The sequence below is a fragment of the Winogradskyella costae genome, assembly GCF_013403865.1.
In the GTDB taxonomy this organism is placed as follows: domain Bacteria; phylum Bacteroidota; class Bacteroidia; order Flavobacteriales; family Flavobacteriaceae; genus Winogradskyella; species Winogradskyella costae.
On the sequence record NZ_JABFDK010000001.1, the window covers coordinates 991,095 to 1,011,884 of the forward strand.

General features: G+C 34.3%; 22 protein-coding genes. 16 read left to right on the forward strand and 6 right to left on the reverse strand.

The annotated features are described in order from the left end of the window. Window positions 1-6: 6 nt before the first annotated feature. Both HM986_RS04200 and HM986_RS04205 read right to left on the reverse strand, forming a co-directional pair. Window positions 7-2,019 (reverse strand): fumarate reductase/succinate dehydrogenase flavoprotein subunit, encoded by a 2,013-nt coding sequence (locus tag HM986_RS04200; RefSeq protein WP_179333811.1) that lies wholly within the window; start codon window positions 2,017-2,019, stop codon window positions 7-9. A gap of 12 nt (window positions 2,020-2,031) precedes the next feature. Continuing rightward, window positions 2,032-2,706, reverse strand: coding sequence for a succinate dehydrogenase cytochrome b subunit (locus tag HM986_RS04205; protein ID WP_040757229.1), 675 nt, complete (start codon window positions 2,704-2,706; stop codon window positions 2,032-2,034). Window positions 2,707-3,164: 458 nt separating this feature from the next. Here HM986_RS04205 and HM986_RS04210 point away from each other — a divergent pair, with 458 nt between their 5' ends. Together HM986_RS04210 and HM986_RS04215 are read left to right on the forward strand one after the other, a co-directional pair. Continuing rightward, the gene (locus HM986_RS04210; protein ID WP_179333812.1) at window positions 3,165-4,457 is read left to right on the forward strand and encodes an aminopeptidase P family protein; all 1,293 of its coding nucleotides are present in this window, start codon (window positions 3,165-3,167) and stop codon (window positions 4,455-4,457) included. Window positions 4,458-4,549: 92 nt separating this feature from the next. Then, on the forward strand, window positions 4,550-5,473 hold the full coding sequence (locus HM986_RS04215) for an EamA family transporter (RefSeq protein WP_179333813.1): 924 nt from the start codon (window positions 4,550-4,552) through the stop codon (window positions 5,471-5,473). A 64-nt stretch (window positions 5,474-5,537) separates the two neighbouring features. Here the strand turns inward: HM986_RS04215 and HM986_RS04220 are convergent, their stop codons facing one another. Genes HM986_RS04220 through HM986_RS04230 form a run of 3 tightly spaced genes read right to left on the reverse strand, consistent with a single transcriptional unit; the run spans window position 5,538 to window position 9,100 of the window. Continuing rightward, complete coding sequence (locus tag HM986_RS04220; RefSeq protein ID WP_179333814.1) at window positions 5,538-6,242, reverse strand: DNA adenine methylase; 705 nt, start codon at window positions 6,240-6,242, stop codon at window positions 5,538-5,540. Continuing rightward, the gene (locus tag HM986_RS04225) at window positions 6,242-7,546 is read right to left on the reverse strand and encodes a branched-chain amino acid transport system II carrier protein (protein WP_179333815.1); all 1,305 of its coding nucleotides are present in this window, start codon (window positions 7,544-7,546) and stop codon (window positions 6,242-6,244) included. The genes HM986_RS04220 and HM986_RS04225 overlap by 1 nt, the downstream gene beginning before the upstream one ends. Next, a complete protein-coding gene (locus tag HM986_RS04230; protein ID WP_179333816.1) occupies window positions 7,547-9,100 on the reverse strand; it encodes a serine hydrolase in 1,554 nt (517 codons plus the stop codon). Between the two features lie 93 nt (window positions 9,101-9,193). Here HM986_RS04230 and HM986_RS04235 point away from each other — a divergent pair, with 93 nt between their 5' ends. From HM986_RS04235 to HM986_RS04245, 3 genes are all read left to right on the forward strand, one after another. Then, window positions 9,194-9,970, forward strand: coding sequence for an alpha/beta fold hydrolase (locus HM986_RS04235; protein ID WP_179333817.1), 777 nt, complete (start codon window positions 9,194-9,196; stop codon window positions 9,968-9,970). Window positions 9,971-10,049: 79 nt separating this feature from the next. Continuing rightward, the gene (locus tag HM986_RS04240) at window positions 10,050-10,292 is read left to right on the forward strand and encodes a hypothetical protein (RefSeq protein ID WP_179333818.1); all 243 of its coding nucleotides are present in this window, start codon (window positions 10,050-10,052) and stop codon (window positions 10,290-10,292) included. An 81-nt stretch (window positions 10,293-10,373) separates the two neighbouring features. Then, a complete protein-coding gene (locus HM986_RS04245; protein WP_179333819.1) occupies window positions 10,374-10,604 on the forward strand; it encodes a hypothetical protein in 231 nt (76 codons plus the stop codon). On the opposite strand, the gene thiL is transcribed toward HM986_RS04245, so the two are convergent. Beyond that, window positions 10,588-11,640 carry a thiamine-phosphate kinase gene (gene thiL / locus HM986_RS04250; protein WP_179333820.1) on the reverse strand — a complete coding sequence of 351 codons (1,053 nt, stop codon included), beginning with the start codon at window positions 11,638-11,640 and terminating at the stop codon, window positions 10,588-10,590. The genes HM986_RS04245 and thiL overlap by 17 nt on opposite strands. Window positions 11,641-11,926: 286 nt before the next feature. Here thiL and HM986_RS04255 point away from each other — a divergent pair, with 286 nt between their 5' ends. From HM986_RS04255 to HM986_RS04305, 11 genes are all read left to right on the forward strand, one after another. Continuing rightward, window positions 11,927-12,166 (forward strand): hypothetical protein, encoded by a 240-nt coding sequence (locus tag HM986_RS04255; protein WP_179333821.1) that lies wholly within the window; start codon window positions 11,927-11,929, stop codon window positions 12,164-12,166. Window positions 12,167-12,302: 136 nt separating this feature from the next. Further along, window positions 12,303-12,632 (forward strand): HesB/IscA family protein, encoded by a 330-nt coding sequence (locus tag HM986_RS04260; RefSeq protein ID WP_179333822.1) that lies wholly within the window; start codon window positions 12,303-12,305, stop codon window positions 12,630-12,632. A 16-nt stretch (window positions 12,633-12,648) separates the two neighbouring features. Beyond that, a complete protein-coding gene (gene sufB / locus HM986_RS04265; protein ID WP_179333823.1) occupies window positions 12,649-14,097 on the forward strand; it encodes a Fe-S cluster assembly protein SufB in 1,449 nt (482 codons plus the stop codon). A 24-nt stretch (window positions 14,098-14,121) separates the two neighbouring features. Continuing rightward, the gene (locus HM986_RS04270; protein WP_179333824.1) at window positions 14,122-15,003 is read left to right on the forward strand and encodes an N-acyl homoserine lactonase family protein; all 882 of its coding nucleotides are present in this window, start codon (window positions 14,122-14,124) and stop codon (window positions 15,001-15,003) included. A gap of 26 nt (window positions 15,004-15,029) precedes the next feature. Beyond that, complete coding sequence (locus HM986_RS04275) at window positions 15,030-15,413, forward strand: hypothetical protein (protein WP_179333825.1); 384 nt, start codon at window positions 15,030-15,032, stop codon at window positions 15,411-15,413. A 4-nt stretch (window positions 15,414-15,417) separates the two neighbouring features. Beyond that, the gene (gene sufC / locus HM986_RS04280; protein ID WP_179333826.1) at window positions 15,418-16,170 is read left to right on the forward strand and encodes a Fe-S cluster assembly ATPase SufC; all 753 of its coding nucleotides are present in this window, start codon (window positions 15,418-15,420) and stop codon (window positions 16,168-16,170) included. A 153-nt stretch (window positions 16,171-16,323) separates the two neighbouring features. After that, window positions 16,324-17,637, forward strand: coding sequence for a Fe-S cluster assembly protein SufD (gene sufD, locus HM986_RS04285; RefSeq protein ID WP_179333827.1), 1,314 nt, complete (start codon window positions 16,324-16,326; stop codon window positions 17,635-17,637). Between the two features lie 117 nt (window positions 17,638-17,754). Next, a complete protein-coding gene (locus HM986_RS04290; RefSeq protein WP_179333828.1) occupies window positions 17,755-18,969 on the forward strand; it encodes an aminotransferase class V-fold PLP-dependent enzyme in 1,215 nt (404 codons plus the stop codon). 44 nt (window positions 18,970-19,013) lie between these two features. Continuing rightward, entirely contained in the window at window positions 19,014-19,835 is an 822-nt protein-coding gene (locus HM986_RS04295; protein ID WP_179333829.1) for an META domain-containing protein, read from the forward strand. Window positions 19,836-19,868: 33 nt separating this feature from the next. Beyond that, entirely contained in the window at window positions 19,869-20,291 is a 423-nt protein-coding gene (locus HM986_RS04300) for a SufE family protein (protein ID WP_179333830.1), read from the forward strand. A gap of 70 nt (window positions 20,292-20,361) precedes the next feature. Continuing rightward, window positions 20,362-20,688, forward strand: coding sequence for a DUF59 domain-containing protein (locus tag HM986_RS04305; protein ID WP_179333831.1), 327 nt, complete (start codon window positions 20,362-20,364; stop codon window positions 20,686-20,688). Window positions 20,689-20,790: the final 102 nt, after the last annotated feature.

Sequence of the window (20,790 nt, forward strand, 5' to 3'; positions counted from 1 at the left end):
TCTTTCTTATTTGTATGAACGTTGTTTTAGTTCAATATCTTTAAATTCTAATTCTTCTTTATGTAAAACTGCATCAGCAGGTTCTCCTTTATATTCCCAAGCAGCAACAAAGGCGAAGTCTTCATCATTACGCTTAGCTTCTCCTTTTTGAGGACCATCTAATTCAGCAGATTCTTCTCTAAAATGTCCACCACAAGATTCTTCTCTCATTAAAGCATCCTTTGCAAATAATTCTCCTAACTCTAAGAAATCTGCAACACGTCCGGCTTTTTCAAGTTCTGGATTCATCTCATTTGCTGTTCCTGGTACAGAAACATCTTTCCAAAATTCTTCTCTTATGGCTTTAATTTCTGCCATAGCCTCTGTTAGACCTTGTGCGTTTCTAGACATTCCTGCCTTGTCCCACATTACTTTTCCTAATTTCTTATGAAAATAATCAACAGATTTAGTACCCTTATTATTTACAAAGAAGTTAATTCTTTCTGTGACTTCTTTTTCTGCCTCTTCAAACTCTTTAGAATCCGTTGAAATTTTCCCAGTACGGATGTCTGTAGATAAATAATCTCCTATCGTATATGGTAATACAAAATACCCATCGGCTAAACCTTGCATTAAAGCAGAGGCACCAAGTCTGTTTGCACCATGATCAGAGAAATTAGCTTCACCAATACAATAGCACCCAGGAATTGTAGTCATTAAATTATAATCAACCCAAACACCACCCATTGTATAGTGTACTGCAGGATAAATCATCATAGGTGTTTCGTATGGATTTTGATCTATAATCTTTTCATACATCTGAAATAAATTTCCATATTTCGCTTCTACGATTGCCTGACCTAATTCGTAAATTTTTTCATCAGACGGGTTTGTAATGTTATGGATTTTAGCTTGTTCTCTTCCGTAACGCTCAAATGCAGAGGCAAAATCTAAATATACCGCTTCACCAGTTGCATTAACTCCGTAACCAGCATCACAACGCTCTTTTGCAGCTCTAGATGCTACATCACGCGGAACTAAGTTACCAAATGCAGGATAACGTCTTTCTAAATAATAATCGCGTTCATCTTCTGACAAATCGGTTGGTTTTTTACGACCTTCTCTAATTGCCATAACATCTTCCATATTTTTAGGCACCCAAATACGACCATCATTACGTAATGACTCTGACATCAACGTCAGTTTCGATTGGTAATCTCCCGAACGTGGAATACATGTTGGGTGAATTTGTGTGTAACAAGGATTCGCAAAATACGCTCCTTTTTTATGAATTTTCCAAGCAGCAGTTGCGTTAGAGCCCATAGCGTTTGTTGATAAGAAATATACATTTCCATAACCACCAGAACCAACAACAACAGCATGTGCTGAATGCCTTTCTATTTCACCTGTAATTAAATTACGAGCAATAATTCCTCTTGCCTTTCCGTCTACAATAACGACATCTAGCATTTCGTGACGGTTAAACATTTCAATCTTACCACGAGCAATTTGTCTATTCATTGCTGAATACGCTCCTAGTAATAACTGTTGTCCTGTTTGTCCTTTAGCGTAGAATGTTCTAGAAACTAAAACACCACCAAACGAACGGTTATCTAATAATCCACCATAATCACGTGCAAAAGGAACTCCTTGTGCCACACATTGGTCAATGATATTAGTAGATACCTCAGCAAGACGATACACGTTTGCTTCACGCGAACGGTAATCACCACCTTTCACAGTATCATAAAATAATCTATATGTAGAATCGCCATCACCTTGGTAATTTTTCGCAGCGTTAATACCACCTTGTGCTGCGATAGAGTGCGCTCTACGAGGTGAATCTTGGTAAGCAAATGCTTTTACATTATAGCCTAACTCCGCTAATGTTGCAGCAGCAGAACCACCTGCAAGTCCTGTTCCAACGACAATAACATCAATGTGACGTTTATTGGCTGGATTTACTAAATCGATGTGGTTTTTATAATCGGTCCATTTATCTTTAATTGAACCCTTTGGTACTTTTGAATCTAAAGCCATATTAGATATGTTTTAATGATTAAGGTGATGAAATAATGCAATAAATATAAATCCTAATGGAATAATAATTGCATATGCTTTTCCGAATCCCTTTAATCCTTTTGTGTATTTATTATTTGCACCAACCGATTGAAAGGCTGAGCTAAATCCGTGTAATAAATGTAATGCTAAGAAGACAAAAGCAATAACATAAAGTACAACTCTCCATAAGTCTACAAACTTATGTTGTAACTCTTCGAAGTATCTAAATTCTCCGTTAGCAAGTTGCCCAGACATATCACCAACAATATATTTGGTGTTAATTTCTGGAAACCAAAAATCATAGAAATGTAGTCCCATAAACGCTAAAATAGCAGCTCCACTCCAAATCATGTTTCTACTCATCCAAGTAGAATTTGCAGCACCATTATTTTTAGCATAAGAGATATTCCTTGCTTTATTGTTTTTAATTTCTAGTACAAATCCCATCACAAAATGAAAAATCACACCAAAAATTAATACAGGTTGCATTAAATATTGAATCACCCAAAACGTCCCCATAAAGTGTGATACTTCATTAAAAGTATCTGCACTAAAAACAGATAATAGGTTAATTGCAAAATGTTGTAATAAGAAAATCATTAGGAAGAAAGCCGAAAGTGCCATGGCAAATTTTCTTCCAATCGACGAATTTAAAATCCCGCTCATTGTAATTGTAGTTGATTATTTGTTTAACAAAGATACTGCGCAATTAACGTTTTCCCAACAACGCATTGTTATTATTAATTTATTTAGAATGAATTTAAGTAGATTTAAGCTTACTTTCAATCAAATTATTCTTATTAATCGTTTGAAACCTATAATACTGCCTTTACAGATAGACTTTTCTATTTTTAATTTATTTAAAATGAGTAGTTGGGACACCTCTCTTTAATTGAAATTATAGCAAAACACGTTATCCTTTAACGTTATGAAATTAAACTTTCAAGGTTGAAACCTCATAAAAGTGTCTTAATTTTTAATAGATAATCTGCTTTCACTTTTGCTTGCGGTTTTGTTTGTTTATTTTTGGGATATACAATAATTGGCTCTTGTTAAGTTAACACTTCGACTACGCTTAGCTAACTGATACTTAACTACAAGAAACTTAAAAATTCAACTAAAAAATGAAATACGATTTAATAGACAACCAACTTTTTATAAAAAACCGTAAAAACTTTATGGCTCAGATGAGAGCGAGTAGTTTAGCTGTTTTTAATTCTAATGATATTTACCCCATAAGCGCAGATAGTACGCTACCTTTTGCCCAACACAGAGACATATTTTATTTAAGTGGAGTTGACCAAGAAGAAAGTATTTTGGTTTTATTTCCCGATTGTCCCAAAGAAAAACACCGTGAGATTCTCTTCTTAAAAGAAACCAATGAACATATTGCTGTTTGGGAAGGAGAGAAACTAACTAAAGACAAAGCATTTGAAACCTCTGGAATTAAAACTGTGTATTGGTTAAAAGACATGGAAAAGGTTTTATTTGAATTAATGACACAATGCGATACGGTTTACATCAACACCAATGAACATTATAGAGCCAACGTAGAAACAGAAACAAGAGAAGATCGCTTTACAAAATGGCTATTAGGCAAATACCCTGCACATAGCGTAGCAAAAAGCAATCCTATTTTACAACGTTTACGTTCGGTAAAAGATCAAATAGAATTAGACCTGATTCAACAAGCTTGTAATATTACAGAAAAAGGATTTAGACGTGTTTTAAAATTTACAAAACCTGGCGTTTACGAATACAATTTGGAGGCAGAATTTATGCATGAGTTTCTAAACAACCGCTCAAAAGGTTTTTCTTACACTCCAATTATTGGTTCTGGAAATAATGCTAACGTTTTGCATTATATTGAAAACAATCAACCATGTAAAGCTGGTGATTTAATTTTAATTGATGCTGGTGCAGAATACGCTAATTACGCTAGTGATATGACACGTACAATTCCGGTTTCTGGAAAATTCAACGATAGACAAAGAGATGTTTACAACGCTGTAAATCGTGTTAAAAATGACGCAACCAAAATGCTTGTTCCTGGCACTTTATGGGAACAATATCATGTAGAAGTTGGAAAACTAATGACATCTGAACTTTTAGGCTTAGGCTTGTTAGACAAAGCAGATGTTCAGAATGAAAACAAAGATTGGCCTGCTTACAAAAAATATTTTATGCACGGTACATCTCACCATATGGGATTAGACACTCATGATTATGGTGTTTTAACCGAGCCAATGAAAGCTAATATGGTCTTTACTGTTGAACCTGGAATTTACATTCCTAATGAAGGTTTTGGCATACGCTTAGAGGATGATGTGGTTATTCAAAATTCAGGAGAACCTTTTAATTTAATGCGTAATATTCCTATTGAAGCAGAAGAGATTGAGGACATCATGAATTCTTAATTCTAAAATATCTTTAAATATTAAAAAACTTGTAAGTTCATTATGTAGCTTGCAAGTTTTTTTGATTACCGCTAATCCCTAAATTATAGGACATGAAATTGACTAAAGAACGTCTTTATATACTATTATCATTTTTTTCGATTTATGTCATTTGGGGCTCCACATATTTATTGAACAAAATTTTAGTTAGTCAGTTAGCACCTCTATATGCTGCTTCTATTCGATTTATTACCGCAAGTATCTTGATTTTCACTATTGCCAAATTTTTAAAAATTCCTTTAAAAATCACAAAGCGACAATTACGAAATACAGCAATTGCCGGTTTTTTGTTTTTAACCATCGGAAATGGTTTAGTCGTTTGGGCATTAAAGTCTGTTGATAGCGGTTTTGCTGCTTTAGAAATCTCAGCACAACCCTTGGTTGTATTAATACTATTACGAATTCTAGAAGGTAAAAAGATTCAACCCATGTCTATACTAGGTGTTGTAATTGGGTGTATCGGTATTTATTTATTAGTCAGTCAACGTGAAATGATTGGAAAAGAAGGTATGGTTACCGGAATGATTATGATTTTTATCTGCATGCTAAGTTGGGCCTATTGCAGCCTGTTTGTTTCAAAAGCCGACTTACCTTCCAACTTTTTTGTTAACACAGGGTACCAAATGCTATTTGGAGGTAGTATGTTATTAATTGGCAGCTTTGGTGTTGGTGAAGAACGACTCCCTTTTTCTAGCTGGAATACTGAGATCATCAATTCCATGGGAATACTTATCATTTTTGGAAGTATCGTTGCTTTTACTGCTTTTAATTATTTATTGAGTAAGGTATCGCCTGAAAAAGTAGCGACCTCAACATATGTAAATCCAATTGTGGCTCTAATGTTAGGATGGTACTTTTTAGGTGAAACCTTTTCCATGCAATCTCTAATTGCAGCAGCAGTTTTACTTACCGGGGTGTATTTTATTAATACAAAGAAGACCATTACGCTTTTTAAAAGATTCAAAAAAGAAATTTAAGCATAGAGATATTGCATTAATGATTGACTTTGTTGCATTTCAAACAATAAATTTCTAATACGTTTTAGCCTTTAAAAACATATAAACGCTCTAATGCAATCTTAGGTGCTAAGTTCTCTGCATGCCATGAAAAAGTAGTTTTCGCTGGCTTTTCCCAAACACATTTAAAATCTTCTGGAGCATTGTACTCACTGATAAACACCTGATGACCAGCTTTACTTTGTTGCCTACACCATTCCCAAAATTTCTCGTGGTCAAAACCGTCTCGATACTTTGTAGTCGAAGCGTAAGGCGGATCGCAATAGACAATGCTTTGTTTTGGAATCTCTAAATCGGTATACGATTTACAACTTAAAATGATACCCTTTAATTTTGGAACTTGCTTGGTAATATTGCGATAGTGTTCCCCCCAATAATCGCGCTTCCCTTCCTTATCGCGTCTATAACCAGCAAACCATTTTCCACCAAATGAGTTAAACCCAACATACCCCACAACATGTTTTGGATATTGCTGTTGGTTATATTTTATATGTTTATACTCTTTTTCAGTGACTAATTGTGGTGGATCCCAATTTTCATAGGTTAAAGCTCGCCACATGGCCATTAGCTCTTCATGCTGATCGTTGGCAATTCTAACACCATCAACTTTGTCAATCATATTCATCCCCCCCGCAAATGGCTCAAGATATGCTTGGTTATCTTTTCTATTTTTCAAAATAATTGGCAATAAATCTTTAGCAAAACGTGCCTTGCTCCCCATGTATTTCATTATCTAATTCTCATTTTTTGTTGTACAAAAGACGAAACTACAAAGGCTAAAAAAGCAGGTAATACCCAACCTAAACTTTGACTAGAAAATGGAATATAATCGGTTACTATCGTTAAGCTTTCAGATGGACTAATAAAACCAATTACATCTGGAATACTGAATAAAAACGTCACAAAAACTACTGTCTTAAACACTATCGACGTTCCTATTTTTTCGGGTAATACATTCAATAAAATTAACACAATCGTAATGGGATAAATAAATAACAATACCGGAATCGCAACGACTATAATAGAGTTAAAATTTAACTGACCCATCGCCACCCCAAAAACACTTGCCAAAACGGCCGTAATGACATAAACCGTTTGAGAATCGTTTAATAAGCCCTTAAAATAATCTGCTGTACCAGCTACAATGCCAATGGCTGTTGTAAAACAAGCTAATGAAATTAGGATACTTAAGACGGCATTTCCAAATTCACCTAATGCTGAAATACTAATATCTCGCAATAAATTAGCACGTTGCATATCACTACTAAGTGTTTCATTAATATTAATTTCGGACCCATAATAAGCCCCCACAGAAATTAAACCTGCATAAATAATAAACAAACTAAAGCCGGCAATAAAACCAGATTTACGAATTAAGGTTCGTTTAGAGCTATAGATTTCTACTGCCATATTATTAAAATTTAAGGACACAATAATAACCGCTCCCACCACAACCGCACCAATAGCGTCAAAAGTCTGATAGCCCTCTAAAACACCTATTGCAAATGGTGCATCAAATTGCGTAACACCCGTGCTAAACTCTGTCGAAAACAAACCAATACTGATTACTGCCAATAACATAATAACAATAAAGGGAGTTAAAAATTTACCGATTAAGCCCAATATCTTAGATCGGTTAAGCACAAAAACCAATACGAGTAAAAAATAAATAGCGCTGGTTAATAAGGGAGCGCTTCCAAAAGCAGGAAAAATCGCCATTTCGTGTGTTGCAGCAGCCGTTCTTGGAGATGGAATTGCCACAGCAATGATATAGATAAGAATACAATAAATTAAACTGAACGTAGGTGATACTTTTTTACCAAAATCAAATAAGGTACCTTGTAGTCTAGCGTGCGCGAGAATACCAAGAATAGGAATAACCACAGCGGTTATCATAAAACCAATTGCAACCCAAAACCAGTTGTCTCCAGCATTGTATCCTAATAATGGTGGAATCAATAAGTTTCCTGCTCCAAAAAACAAGGAGAACATTCCAAAACTGGTTATTAAAAGTTCTTTGCGTTTTACATCCACTTAATTCGTTTTTTTGAATTCTAAATCACCAAAATCGAAGCTAAAATCAGTAATCGGCGCAATATAGTCCATGGTTGCTGAAACCGCCTTCCCTTTTTCATTAAAGGTGAATTTCATATAAACATCTGCATCATAACTTCTATCATTCCATTTCGCAACAAATGTTGTAGCATTGAACGGTAATAATTCACCAAATAATCTTGACGAACGCGTGCTTTTGATAGTGTATCCTTTCTTTGGGTCGTGAGAAATCATAACATCACCAAACCAATCGTCGGTATAAGTCCCAATAATTTGTTCTGGTTGTGGTAATGTTTTAAGTAGTTTTGCCTTTTCAACTTTTGAAAACACCGCCGCTTTTATACTATCATTATAGGTAATATAATCCGTATTAGATTTGCCGTACTTCTCTAACCAATTTCTATTTTCATAACCGAGATAAGCATCTTTAACAGTATTCGTTATGGCATTAAAAGCAGAACCATTCATTTGATTTGTTAACACCACAATTCCTAAATCTAAATCTGGGATCATCGTAAATTGAGTTACTGTTCCCAATAATCCTCCTGTATGATAAACTTGCTTGTACCCCCCTTTTACATCGGCAACAAACCAACCTAATCCGTAGCCTTTAAAATTAGAATCATATGAATCATTAAGCGATACATTTAAAGGTGTTTGTAATTGCCAAAGCTCATAAAACTGTCTAGCACTTAATAAACGTTCACCATTATGGGTAACAGCATCATCCATTAAAAATTGAGCCCAAGTTAACATATCTGGCACATTACTTACAATTCCTCCCGCCGGATTAGCGGTTTCACTCCAATCATGTGGAATCTGAACTACCTTTCCTTCAGCCATGGTATGCGCATCAATGATATTAGATTTATCCGTCACACGATTGTAAGATGCTTTACTACTTGTCATCCCAACAGGTTTCATAATTTTGGTTTCAATAAAGTCTTCCCAAGCCAAACCGCTTACGCGTTTTAAAACTTCACCTGCGATTATAAACATATTGTTGTTATATGCAAATTCACTTCTAAATGAACTTTCGGGTTCTAAATATCTCACATTACTAATAATGTCATTTACTGTAAAATCACTTCCTTCAGGAAAAAACATTAAATCTCCTGCGCCCAACCCCATTCCACTGCGGTGTGTTACCAAATCTCTAACCGTAAATTCTTCAGTTACCCAAGCATCATGTAATTGAAACTCTGGGATATGCTTACGCACTTTATCATCCCAATTCAACTTTCCGGCATCGACCATCATAGCTAATGCAAAACACGTAAAACCTTTACTATTCGAAGCCACACCAACTAAAGTTTCATCATTCATGTCTTTTTTGTTGATTAAAGACCTTACACCATGACCTTTAGCGTATACCACCTTTCCATCTTTATAAACACCAACAGAAATACCAGGGACATTAAAAGTAGTTAAGGTTTCTTTTATAAGCTTATCAAGCTGTTGCTCTTCAATTTGAGCATTAACAAAGAATCCAAAAATTAGTAAAAGCGATAAAAAAAGACGTTTTAGAATCATTATATATTTAATTGAGTTTTCAAAATTTCAAAGATACTAAAATGTTACAACGATTAGTGAACAGTAATACTTTCAAAATCTATATTTGCAAATATGATTTTAAATTATAAAAATAGTAGCATTCACTATACAATTGAAGGCAAAGGAGATTCTATCGTTTTACTTCATGGGTTTTTAGAAAGTGTTGAAATGTGGCAAGATTTAATAGCTGTATTATCCACAACGAATAAAGTTGTTTGTGTTGATTTATTAGGACATGGCAAAACAGATTGCATCGGTTACGTGCACACCATGGATGCCATGGCAGCAGCCGTTTTGGTAGTTTTAGAATATTTAAATATCGAGAGCGCTGATATTATTGGTCATTCCATGGGAGGTTATGTTGCCCTGGCCTTAGCAGAACAGAGACCGGAATTATTTAAAGGACTTTGCCTAATGAACTCTACCTATGATGCTGATGACGCGTCTCGAAAACAAATAAGAACTCGTGCCTCTGAAATGGCACAGCATAATTTTGAGGCTTTAGTACAAATGTCTTTTGCTAATTTATTTACGCCTGAAAGCAAAATAATACATAAAACCGCTTATGAAAAAGCACTTCAATTGGCTTTAAAAACACCGCTTCAGGGGTACATTGCCGCTCAAGAAGGAATGAAGCTTAGGCCAAATCGCTTTGCTATTTTAAAAAATCTAAAATGTAATAAAATAATTATCGCTGGTAAAAAGGATAGCTTAGTTAACACTGATCAAATTATTAACAATATAGAAGGTACGGACATTGATTTCGTAGAATTTTCAGAAGGACACATGAGTCACATAGAGAATAAATCAGATTTAACTTACAAAATATTGCGTTTTATCGAAAAATAAACCCCTTAAACGTTTTAATATATTTTATTTTTTATGTTTACAGTAGAGATTGAAAAAATAAATTTTAAACCAACCTACTATGACACCTCACAAATTCTACTGTGACTTATTTGGACACAACTATCAGGTCACCAAGAAAGTCACTAATCACGTCAGTGAATACACTTGCAAGTGCTGTAAAAAACAACTGACAACAAACAGCAATGGTCAACTGACAGAATTAACAGCTAAATATCAAGAGATTAATTCCGCACTAGAGCGCATTTACAATAATAAATCGATGCGTTTAAAGCGAAAAACACTCAGTTCATCGATTTATTAATTGTTCATAACTTTTAAGTAACTAATTTTCTTATATTTAAATCCCTGTTAAAAGTAAGAATATACCTAAGAAAACTAGTTAATGAAAAACCTTTATTGCTCATTATTTGGCCACGATTATAAAGTATCCAAAAATGTTACTTATCATGTTAAAGAATATAAGTGTAAAAATTGTAAAACAGAAATGACCATTGATGGCGATGGAAAATTTATTCCCTTAACCCCAAAATTCAAAGAAATTAATCGTGTGTTAAATCGTGTACACAACAAGCGTTTAGAAAAAGGACAAAAACTTCTTATGCTTGATCTTTAAGCGCATTCCAACCTTTAGCTATAATCTGAATTTTTTCATCAGCTCTTGTAACTAAATGCATACCTCTATCTTCTTCAGTCATATAACCAATAACTGTTAGATTCGGATTGCCTTTTATTTTCAGAAAATCTTCTTGCGCTATTGTCATTAACAATTCGTAATCCTCACCACCATTTAAAGCAATCGTAGTACTATCTAAATTAAATTCCTCGCACGTAGAAATCACTTGAGGATCTAATGGTATTTTCGTTTCATAAAGATCAACACCAACCTTACTTTGTTTACAGAGGTGAATGATTTCAGAAGAAATACCATCACTAACATCTATCATACTTGTTGGCTTAACGTCGAGATTCTTTAACAATTCCACAATATCTTTTCGGGCTTCAGGCTTTAATTGACGTTCTATAATGTAGGTATACATTGATAAATCGGGCTGATTATTCGGGTTCACTTTAAACACTTCCTTTTCACGCTCTAAAACTTGCAATCCCATAAAAGCTCCACCAACATCACCTGTAACAACTAATAAGTCATTGGGTTTAGCACCAGATCTTAATACTTCTTTATCTTTTTCTACCTCACCAATCGCAGTTACAGAAATAATTAAACCAGAAGTCGATGACGTTGTATCACCCCCTACCACATCAACATTATAAAATTTAGAAGCGGCCGTAATACCAGCATATAATTCTTCGAGCGCCTCTAAAGGAAACCGATTAGAAACAGCTATAGACACGGTGACTTGTGTCGCCAATGCATTCATTGCGTAAATATCAGATAGATTTACAACAATAGCCTTGTAGCCTAAATGTTTTAAAGGAGCATAACTCAAATCGAAGTGTACGCCTTCAACTAATAAATCCGTAGAAACAACCACTTGCTTTTTACCAAAGCTAAGTATTGCTCCATCATCACCAATACCCTTTATAGTTGACTTTTGGGTTACTTTAAAATGATCGGTTAAATGCTCAATCAGTTTAAACTCTCCTAATTCACTCAATGGAGTACGTTGTGGGTTTTTATCTTCTATCATAGTGCAAAAATATTATGCTTTTTTTGAATAGGTTGCATGAATAGAATTATTTATTACAAATTTAATTTAAACTTGAAAATAAAAATGCTAAAAAAGGGGGTTTTCACAACTTCTCGACGCCTTATGTTATATGTGTTATTTAACCCATTACTTTTTCAAAATTCCGATTTATAAGCCGTGTTTTTTAATGACAATCTCAAATACACGTGCATTTCATCGAAAAAATAAGCATTTTAACTTGATTTAAATTTCATTTTATAAATTGCCCCACCCTAAGTCTATAAAAATGAAACCTAACTCTACCAAAGTATTACCCTGCGCCGTTTTTGGCCACAATTACAAAAGATCCAAAACCAACATTGATCACACCATAGAAATGACCTGTTCGCATTGCGATACAGTTGTGGTTACGGACCGTCACGGAAATTTTGAAACGATAACAGTTTCTAACTCTCAAATCGCAGACACCTTACAAGAACTGTATCGTCTAACTAGACGTTTATCAAAAACAAAAGTGGCGGTATAATTATACATTCCTCAACTATAGCTTAACATAGCTAAACCCTATTAAACCATATGCTAATATAATGTTAGTAGCTATGGTAAAACCTTTGTTATATCGTATATTTGCATTCTATTTAGAACAAATCTAGTTAAACGATATGATTAAAGTATCTGATCACGCAAAAAAGAAAGTCATAGAACTAATGACTGATGATGGCTTTGACCCAAGCGCAGACTACGTTAGAGTAGGTGTTAAAAGTGGAGGCTGTTCCGGTTTGTCATATGATTTAAAATTTGACAAAGAACAAGCGGAAGACGACAAGGTATTTGAAGCCAATGATATTAAAATCATTGTGGACAAAAAGAGTTTCCTCTACCTTATTGGCACCACACTAGAATATTCTGGAGGCTTAAACGGAACAGGTTTCGTTTTCAACAACCCAAATGCCAACCGAACTTGCGGTTGCGGTGAATCTTTTTCACTATAAAAAAATTAAAACATACATGTCAAAATATACAGAAGACGATCTTAGAGAAGAATTAAAAACCAAAGAATACGAATACGGTTTTTTCACAGATATAGAATCTGAAACATTTCCTATTGGTTTAAACGAAGACATCGTTCGCGCTATTTCTATGAAAAAAGGGGAGCCAGAATGGATGACAGAATGGAGATTAGACGCTTTCAAAGTTTGGAAAGAAATGGTCGAGCCAGAATGGGCAAATGTACATTATAAAAAACCAGACTTTCAATCTATCGCTTATTATTCTGCACCTGTTTCTGTAGATCCAAATAAGACTTTAGATGACGTTGACCCAGACCTTTTAGCTATGTATAAAAAGTTAGGGATTTCTGTTGATGAGCAAAAGAAAATGAATAACGTGGCTATGGATATCGTAGTCGATTCCGTTTCTGTTGCAACCACATTTAAAAAGACACTGTCCGAAAAAGGCATTATCTTTATGAGTATTTCTGAAGCGATTAAAGAGCACCCAGAATTGGTAAGAAAATATATTGGCACCATTGTCCCAACAAAAGACAATTTTTATGCCGCTTTAAATTCTGCAGTATTTAGTGATGGTTCGTTCTGTTATATTCCAAAAGGGGTTAAATGCCCGATGGAATTATCAACTTATTTTAGAATTAACCAGGGAGGAACAGGTCAATTTGAAAGAACACTTCTTATTGCTGATGAAGGTAGTTATGTAAGTTATTTAGAAGGCTGTACGGCTCCAAGTCGTGATGAAAACCAATTACATGCTGCTGTTGTAGAACTTATCGCAATGGATGATGCCGAAATTAAGTATTCTACAGTTCAGAATTGGTACCCTGGAAACTCAGAAGGAAAAGGTGGTGTTTACAATTTTGTTACCAAAAGAGGACTGTGCGAGAAAAATGCAAAAATCTCGTGGACACAAGTTGAAACTGGTTCTGCGGTAACTTGGAAATATCCGTCTTGTATCTTAAAAGGTGATAATTCAGTTGGTGAGTTTTATTCTATTGCTGTGACCAATAATTATCAGCAAGCAGATACTGGTACTAAAATGATCCATCTAGGAAAAAACACAAAATCAACGATTATCTCTAAAGGAATTTCAGCGGGTAAATCGCAAAATTCATATCGTGGTCTCGTTCAGATTGGTGCTCGTGCAGACAATGCGCGTAACTTTTCGCAATGTGATAGTTTGTTAATGGGAAATGATTGTGGTGCACATACCTTCCCGTACATAGAAGCTAAAAATAAAAGTGCTATGATTGAGCACGAAGCCACTACAAGCAAAATTGGTGAAGATCAAATTTTCTATTGTAATCAAAGAGGAATTGACACCGAAAAAGCAATTGCACTAATTGTAAATGGTTTTAGTAAAGAAGTCCTTAATAAGTTACCAATGGAGTTTGCTGTAGAAGCTCAAAAATTATTAGAAATTAGTTTAGAAGGTTCCGTAGGGTAACATCAATAAAAACATCTATTAAGCATGAAGAAAACACTACTCATATTTACTTTAGCTCTAGCATTTGTCTCGTGCAAGGACTTTAAAGACGGCGTTAAGGACGGTTATAATGATGCTAGAAAAGACGTTGAAACCACTCAACAAGAAGGTGTCAAATTATATGCATTAGACGGAGGAACAGTACAAGTAAATACGCTAGAGATTTTTTCTCAAGACACAACTTACCAAGGACAGTCTAAAACTTTCGCTGATGCTTTTTATATTATTGAACATCCAAAAGGAAGATTACTTTGGGATGCTGGTCTAGCTGAAGGCTTAGTTGGTCAAGAACCATTCACAACCCCAAATGGTACATTTACAGTCTCTCGCAAAGATTCTGTAATCTCTCAACTTAAAGCGTTGAATTTAACACCAGAAGATTTTGATTTTATTGCGTTATCGCATACGCATTTTGATCATTCTGGTTCTGCTTCAAAATTTGCCAAAGCGACGTGGTTAGTTCAAACTTCAGAATACGATTTTATTACAAGTGACGAACAAAAACAAGGAGATAATTACGGTGCTATTGCCACTTTGACAAATGTTCAAAAACTTAATGGAGAGCATGATGTTTTTGGTGACGGAACGGTAGTCATAAAATCTATGCCGGGACATACTCCTGGGCATCAAGCCTTATTCTTAAAGTTAGAAAATGCTGGCAATATATTACTAGCAGGTGATTTATATCATTTTCAAGAAAACAGAGACAATAAAGGCGTGCCAAGTTTTAATTACGACGTAGCTGCCACTCTAAAAAGTATGGAAGTATTTGAAGCTTTCGCAAAAGAAACTAATGCCGATGTTTATATTCAGCATAGTAAAGACGATTTTAACCGATTACCAAAATATCCAAAATATTTAGACTAATGTTAAGAAACTCATTTGTAATACTAATGTGCCTATCACTATTTATTTCCTGTAAGAACGAGGCAAAACAAGAGGTTAATTTAGAGGATAATCGTTCAAAATCTTATGATCAAAACGATGGTTATATAACCCTAAAGGGCGATTTTGTGTATTTCGCAGATGCGGCAGTTTTACAGACATCAACAGAAATTTATGGTGTTGTAATGGATAAGAACATGCACAAGTTAAATGAACAGACAAAAGCATTCAAAAAAGAAGCTACTGACATGGTTCCTGTAACCGTAAGAGTAAGAAAGTTCGAAAAAAATAAAGACGAAGAAGGCTGGCAATACAGAGTAGAAATCAAAGAAATTTTAAAAGTAGAAGCACCAGACCCAAATAAAGAAGACGTTATAAAATTAGCAAATTAAGACTATGTTAAAGATCAATAATTTACACGCAAGTATAGAAGACAAAGCCATATTAAAAGGTATTAATCTCGAAGTTAAAGCAGGAGAAGTTCACGCTATAATGGGCCCAAATGGTTCAGGAAAAAGCACGCTAGCTTCAGTAATTGCAGGTAAAGAAGAGTACGAAGTTACAGAAGGAAATATATTACTAGAAGGCGAAGACATCGAAGAATTAGCTGCTGAAGAACGCGCACACAAAGGTGTGTTTCTATCGTTTCAATATCCAATCGAAATACCAGGAGTTAGTGTTACTAACTTTATAAAAACGGCAATTAACGAAACAAGAAAAGCTAAAGGTTTAGAAGACATGCCAGCAAAGGATATGCTGAAAATGATTAGAGAAAAATCTGAGCTTTTAGAAATTGATCGTAAATTTTTATCACGCTCACTAAATCAAGGATTTTCTGGTGGTGAAAAAAAACGAAATGAAATTTTTCAAATGGCAATGTTAGAGCCAAAATTAGCCATCTTAGATGAAACCGATTCTGGTCTAGATATTGATGCATTGCGTATTGTTGCCAATGGCGTAAATAAATTAAAATCTAAAGACAACGCCGTAATTGTAATTACGCATTACCAGCGTCTATTAGATTATATCGTTCCAGATTTTGTACATGTATTACACAATGGTAAAATTGTAAAATCAGGCGGTAAAGAACTAGCACACGAGTTAGAAGCTAAAGGTTACGATTGGATCAAAGAAGAGGTTAACGCATAATTAGTAGGCAGTGGTCAGTCGTCTGTAAGTAGTAACTTACTCAGATGTGACTATTTGTAGCAAAAACATAAAATCAAGTACTAATTCTTTAATTTATAGTTTGCAATTGAGCCAACTGAATACTAAAGGACTTATTACTGAAGACTTAAAAACATGAGTTTAAAAGAAAAATTAGTATCATCATTTATGGCATTTGAGGACACAGTGGATGTGCACTCGTCAGTACATGATATTCGTACTGAAGCCATAAAGACTTTTGAAGCAGAAGGATTTCCTTCTAAGCGTCAAGAAGATTGGAAATATACATCGTTGAATTCTATTTTAAAACACGATTATAGCGTGTTTCCTAAGAATGAAAATGCATTAGAATTTAAAGACATAAAAAAATATTTTATACACGAAATTGACTCTTATAAAATAATTTTTATTGACGGGAAGTATTCATCGCACTTATCTCAAACCACGCATGATGGTTTAGATGTTTGTCTAATGTCTGCGGCTCTTACCAAACCTAAATACAAAGTAATTATTGATAATTATTTCAATAAAATTGCGAAAAAAGATGGTTTATCTTCTTTGAATACAGCCTTTTCAATGGAAGGTGCATACATCAATATTCCTAAGAATAAAGTTGTTGAAAAACCGATTCAAATTATTCATTTTTCAACAGGAAACGAAGCTGCCGTTATGTTACAACCTCGTAACTTAATTGTGGTTAATGAAAACTCTCATGTTCAGATTATTGAGCGCCACCAGAGTTTAACCGACAATCCCGTTTTAACGAATAGTGTAACTGAGATTTTTGCTAATAAACGTGCCATTGTTGATTATTATAAAATTCAGAATGATAGACAAAGTGCGTCATTAATTGATAATACTTTTATCAATCAAAAGCAGGAAAGTCTAGCTAAAGTACACACCTTTTCTTTCGGTGGAAAATTAATTAGAAATAACCTTGAATTTTATCAAAATGGTGAGCGTATAGATTCTACTATGAAAGGTATTACCATTATTGGTGATAAACAACACGTAGATCACAACACGTTAGTACATCATATAGAACCCAATTGCGAAAGCCATCAAGATTATAAAGGTATTTTTGACGATAGTTCAACAGGAGTTTTTAACGGTAAGGTTGTCGTTGAAAAACTAGCTCAAAAAACCAACGCATTTCAGGCTAATAATAACATTTTAATTAGCGATAAAGCTAGCATAAATACTAAACCTCAGCTTGAAATATTTGCAGACGATGTAAAATGTTCTCATGGTTGTACTATTGGTCAGCTAGATGAAAGTGCAATGTTTTATTTACGTTCTAGAGGAATTCCTGAAAAAGAAGCACGCGCTTTATTAATGTTTGCCTTCAGTAATAACGTTTTAGACTCTGTGAAAATTCCAGAAATTAAAAATAGAATTACAAAGATTATTGCAAATAAATTGGGTGTTAATATTGGATTTGATTTATAAAGTATAAATATATCTAGTGAGTTTCATTATCTAACTAGGCCAGTTATACTTGAAATTTTAATATAAAAACCTCAAAGATTTTTGAAACCTTTGAGGTTTCAGCTTTAAAAGAAACACATGTTAGACGTACAAAAAATAAGAAAAGACTTTCCAATACTTCAACGTGAAGTCAACGGGAAACCACTCGTATATTTTGATAATGCTGCAACCTCGCAAACACCGCAACAGGTCATTGATGTTATCGTAGATTATTACAGTAATTATAATGCTAATATCCACAGAGGTGTGCATAGTTTAAGCCAAGAAGCAACTGATGCTTACGAGCAAGCACGACTAAAAATTCAGAAGCATTTTAACGCCAAACAGAGTCATGAAATAATTTTCACTTCTGGAACCACACATAGCATTAACTTAGTTGCTAATGGTTTTTCTTCACTCTTAAAAAAAGGTGACGAAATTATTGTTTCAGCTTTAGAGCACCATAGTAATATTGTACCATGGCAAATGCTGTGTGAGCGCACAGGAGCAAGCTTGAAAGTTATTCCTATGAATGAAAATGGAGAATTAATCCTTTCGGACTATGATGCGCTTTTAAATAAAAACACCAAATTGGTTTTTGTAAACCATATTTCAAATGCTTTAGGAACTATAAACCCAATTGAATATATTATAGAAAAAGCACATGCTGTTGGTGCAGCTGTTTTGGTTGATGGAGCACAATCTTGCCCGCATTTAAAACCAGATGTACAAGCTTTAGATGTGGATTTCTATGTGTGTTCTGCCCACAAAATTTGCGGACCAACAGGCGTTGGAATGCTTTACGGAAAAGAAGAATGGCTGAATAAATTACCACCTTACCAAGGAGGAGGAGAAATGATTGCAGAAGTGTCTTTTGAAAAAACGACTTATGCTGGTTTACCACACAAATTTGAAGCAGGTACACCAAACATCTGTGGAGGCATAGCCTTTGGTGCTGCTTTAGACTACATGAACGCTATCGGATTCGATGCTATTGCTAATTACGAAAACGAGCTTTTAGATTACGGGACGAAGGAATTATTAAAAATTGAAAGCGTAAAAATTTACGGTACAGCTAAAGAAAAAACCTCTGTAATTTCATTTAATGTCAAAAATATTCACCCCTATGATATTGGTACTATTTTAGATAAAATGGGTATAGCAGTGCGTACAGGTCATCATTGCGCGCAACCAATTATGGACTTCTATAAGATACCAGGCACAGTTAGAGCCTCTTTTATGTTTTATAACACAAAAGAAGAAATTGATACTTTTATTACTGCTTTAAAGAAAGCGATTATGATGCTATCTTAGACTTTGGCATTAAAAGTGTATTTACCTATAAAAAAACATACATAATGAAATTTCTACTTAGCTTAATCGCAATTTTAATAACTGTAAGTTCCTGTAAGTCTACTACAGATATTGTGGAACCTAGTAAAATCATGCAAGAAAATCTTTCAGGCACGTATTATATAACGCAACTAGAAGGTAATGATATTAGCTTAAACAAGCTAGAAATTACTTTTGATGCGACCTCAAATAAAGTTAATGGAACTGCAGGTTGCAATACTTTCTTTGGGAGTTACGCTACGGAAAATAATACTGTTACATTTGAAAATATAGCAGCTTCAAAAAAATTATGTGCCAAAGACATCATGGCCGTTGAAAAGTATTTCTTAAAATCTTTGAGTTTAGTAAATGCGTTTTCGGCTGAAGCGAATAATATTTCATTTTTAGCTAATGATAGGGTTTTAATTACAGCAACACGCACCCCTCACACCACTAAAAAAAATGATGAGATTAATGATAATTATATAACAGCTGTTAAATACAAAGTTTCAACAAGAAGCACGTTCGATTTCATTCTTATATTACAAAACAAAATCGCCATTAGTGAAGATCAAAGTCTTCAAAATATGAAAAATTACAGTATTGACGCAGCGGAATGGAAAGAGCTTAAAAGCCTAATAGATGCTGTAGACTTAGAAAGCTTTTTAAAATTAACACCACCTTCACAAAACTACCAACACGATGGAGCGGGACACGCAACTTTAGCACTTCAAATAGGTGATATAGAATATATGACCCCGACATTTGACCATGGTAATCCTCCAAAAGCCATTGAAGCTTTAGTTAATAAAGTGTTATCCATCAAAGAAAACACCGTAAAACAATAGCGATTTTGTAATTTTGCACAAAAGCATGAGACTATGACAATTCAAGAAGTACAAAACGAAATTATTGATGAGTTCGCAATGTTTGAAGATTGGGAGGAACGCTACCAATACATGATTGATTTAGGTAAGGACCTGCCAATTATTGACAACAAGTACAAAACTGACGATAATATCATAAAAGGTTGCCAAAGTAAAGTTTGGGTTCATGCCAATATGGAGGACGATAAAATAAACTTTACTGCAGATAGTGATGCCATTATAACAAAAGGTATTATAGCGATATTGATTAGAGTATTTTCCAATCAGCATCCTAAAGATATTCTTGAAGCCAACACAGATTTTATTGATAAAATTGGACTGAAAGAACATTTATCACCAACGAGAGCAAATGGCTTAGTTAGTATGATAAAGCAATTAAAAATGTATGCTATTGCATACCAAACACAGTTAAACTAGTCTATCTTTTTTGTTTAACGGTTAAAACGACCTTAAACAGCTAAAACAGTAAACATACAAATTTAAAGACATGAGCAAACCAACTATAGATACAGCTGTATTAGGAGAAAAAATTCTAAGAGTTATAAAAACTATTTATGATCCAGAAATCCCTGTAGATATCTACGAATTAGGATTAATCTATGACGTTTTTGTAAACGAAGATTTTGAGGTTAAAATTTTAATGACATTAACGACACCAAATTGTCCGGTGGCCGAAACCTTACCTTTAGAGGTTGAAGAAAAAGTGAAGTCAATTAATGAAGTTAAAGATGCTGAAGTAGAGATTACTTTCGATCCGCCTTGGTCACAAGAGTTAATGAGTGAAGAAGCAAAGTTAGAGCTTGGGATGCTTTAAAATTAGCGGCAGTATTTAAGACTAGTTTTCAGTGCTTACTCCAACTCTAAAAACTTATTTAGTCTCAATCTCTTACCGGTTTAAAAACTAAAGACTTACACC

Excerpts from the sequence above, each read along its gene's own strand:
- HM986_RS04200 (WP_179333811.1), bottom strand. The coding sequence starts at position 2,019 with ATGGCTTTAGATTCAAAAGTACCAAAGGGTTCAATTAAAGATAAATGG.
- HM986_RS04240 (WP_179333818.1), top strand. The coding sequence starts at position 10,050 with ATGACACCTCACAAATTCTACTGTGACTTATTTGGACACAACTATCAG.
- HM986_RS04305 (WP_179333831.1), top strand. The coding sequence starts at position 20,362 with ATGAGCAAACCAACTATAGATACAGCTGTATTAGGAGAAAAAATTCTA.
- HM986_RS04205 (WP_040757229.1), bottom strand. The coding sequence starts at position 2,706 with ATGAGCGGGATTTTAAATTCGTCGATTGGAAGAAAATTTGCCATGGCA.
- HM986_RS04260 (WP_179333822.1), top strand. The coding sequence starts at position 12,303 with ATGATTAAAGTATCTGATCACGCAAAAAAGAAAGTCATAGAACTAATG.
- HM986_RS04270 (WP_179333824.1), top strand. The coding sequence starts at position 14,122 with ATGAAGAAAACACTACTCATATTTACTTTAGCTCTAGCATTTGTCTCG.
- HM986_RS04235 (WP_179333817.1), top strand. The coding sequence starts at position 9,194 with ATGATTTTAAATTATAAAAATAGTAGCATTCACTATACAATTGAAGGC.
- HM986_RS04230 (WP_179333816.1), bottom strand. The coding sequence starts at position 9,100 with ATGATTCTAAAACGTCTTTTTTTATCGCTTTTACTAATTTTTGGATTC.
- thiL (WP_179333820.1), bottom strand. The coding sequence starts at position 11,640 with ATGATAGAAGATAAAAACCCACAACGTACTCCATTGAGTGAATTAGGA.
- HM986_RS04245 (WP_179333819.1), top strand. The coding sequence starts at position 10,374 with ATGAAAAACCTTTATTGCTCATTATTTGGCCACGATTATAAAGTATCC.
- sufB (WP_179333823.1), top strand. The coding sequence starts at position 12,649 with ATGTCAAAATATACAGAAGACGATCTTAGAGAAGAATTAAAAACCAAA.
- HM986_RS04275 (WP_179333825.1), top strand. The coding sequence starts at position 15,030 with ATGTGCCTATCACTATTTATTTCCTGTAAGAACGAGGCAAAACAAGAG.
- HM986_RS04295 (WP_179333829.1), top strand. The coding sequence starts at position 19,014 with ATGAAATTTCTACTTAGCTTAATCGCAATTTTAATAACTGTAAGTTCC.
- HM986_RS04210 (WP_179333812.1), top strand. The coding sequence starts at position 3,165 with ATGAAATACGATTTAATAGACAACCAACTTTTTATAAAAAACCGTAAA.
- HM986_RS04290 (WP_179333828.1), top strand. The coding sequence starts at position 17,755 with ATGTTAGACGTACAAAAAATAAGAAAAGACTTTCCAATACTTCAACGT.
- sufC (WP_179333826.1), top strand. The coding sequence starts at position 15,418 with ATGTTAAAGATCAATAATTTACACGCAAGTATAGAAGACAAAGCCATA.
- HM986_RS04220 (WP_179333814.1), bottom strand. The coding sequence starts at position 6,242 with ATGAAATACATGGGGAGCAAGGCACGTTTTGCTAAAGATTTATTGCCA.
- HM986_RS04215 (WP_179333813.1), top strand. The coding sequence starts at position 4,550 with ATGAAATTGACTAAAGAACGTCTTTATATACTATTATCATTTTTTTCG.
- HM986_RS04255 (WP_179333821.1), top strand. The coding sequence starts at position 11,927 with ATGAAACCTAACTCTACCAAAGTATTACCCTGCGCCGTTTTTGGCCAC.
- sufD (WP_179333827.1), top strand. The coding sequence starts at position 16,324 with ATGAGTTTAAAAGAAAAATTAGTATCATCATTTATGGCATTTGAGGAC.
- HM986_RS04300 (WP_179333830.1), top strand. The coding sequence starts at position 19,869 with ATGACAATTCAAGAAGTACAAAACGAAATTATTGATGAGTTCGCAATG.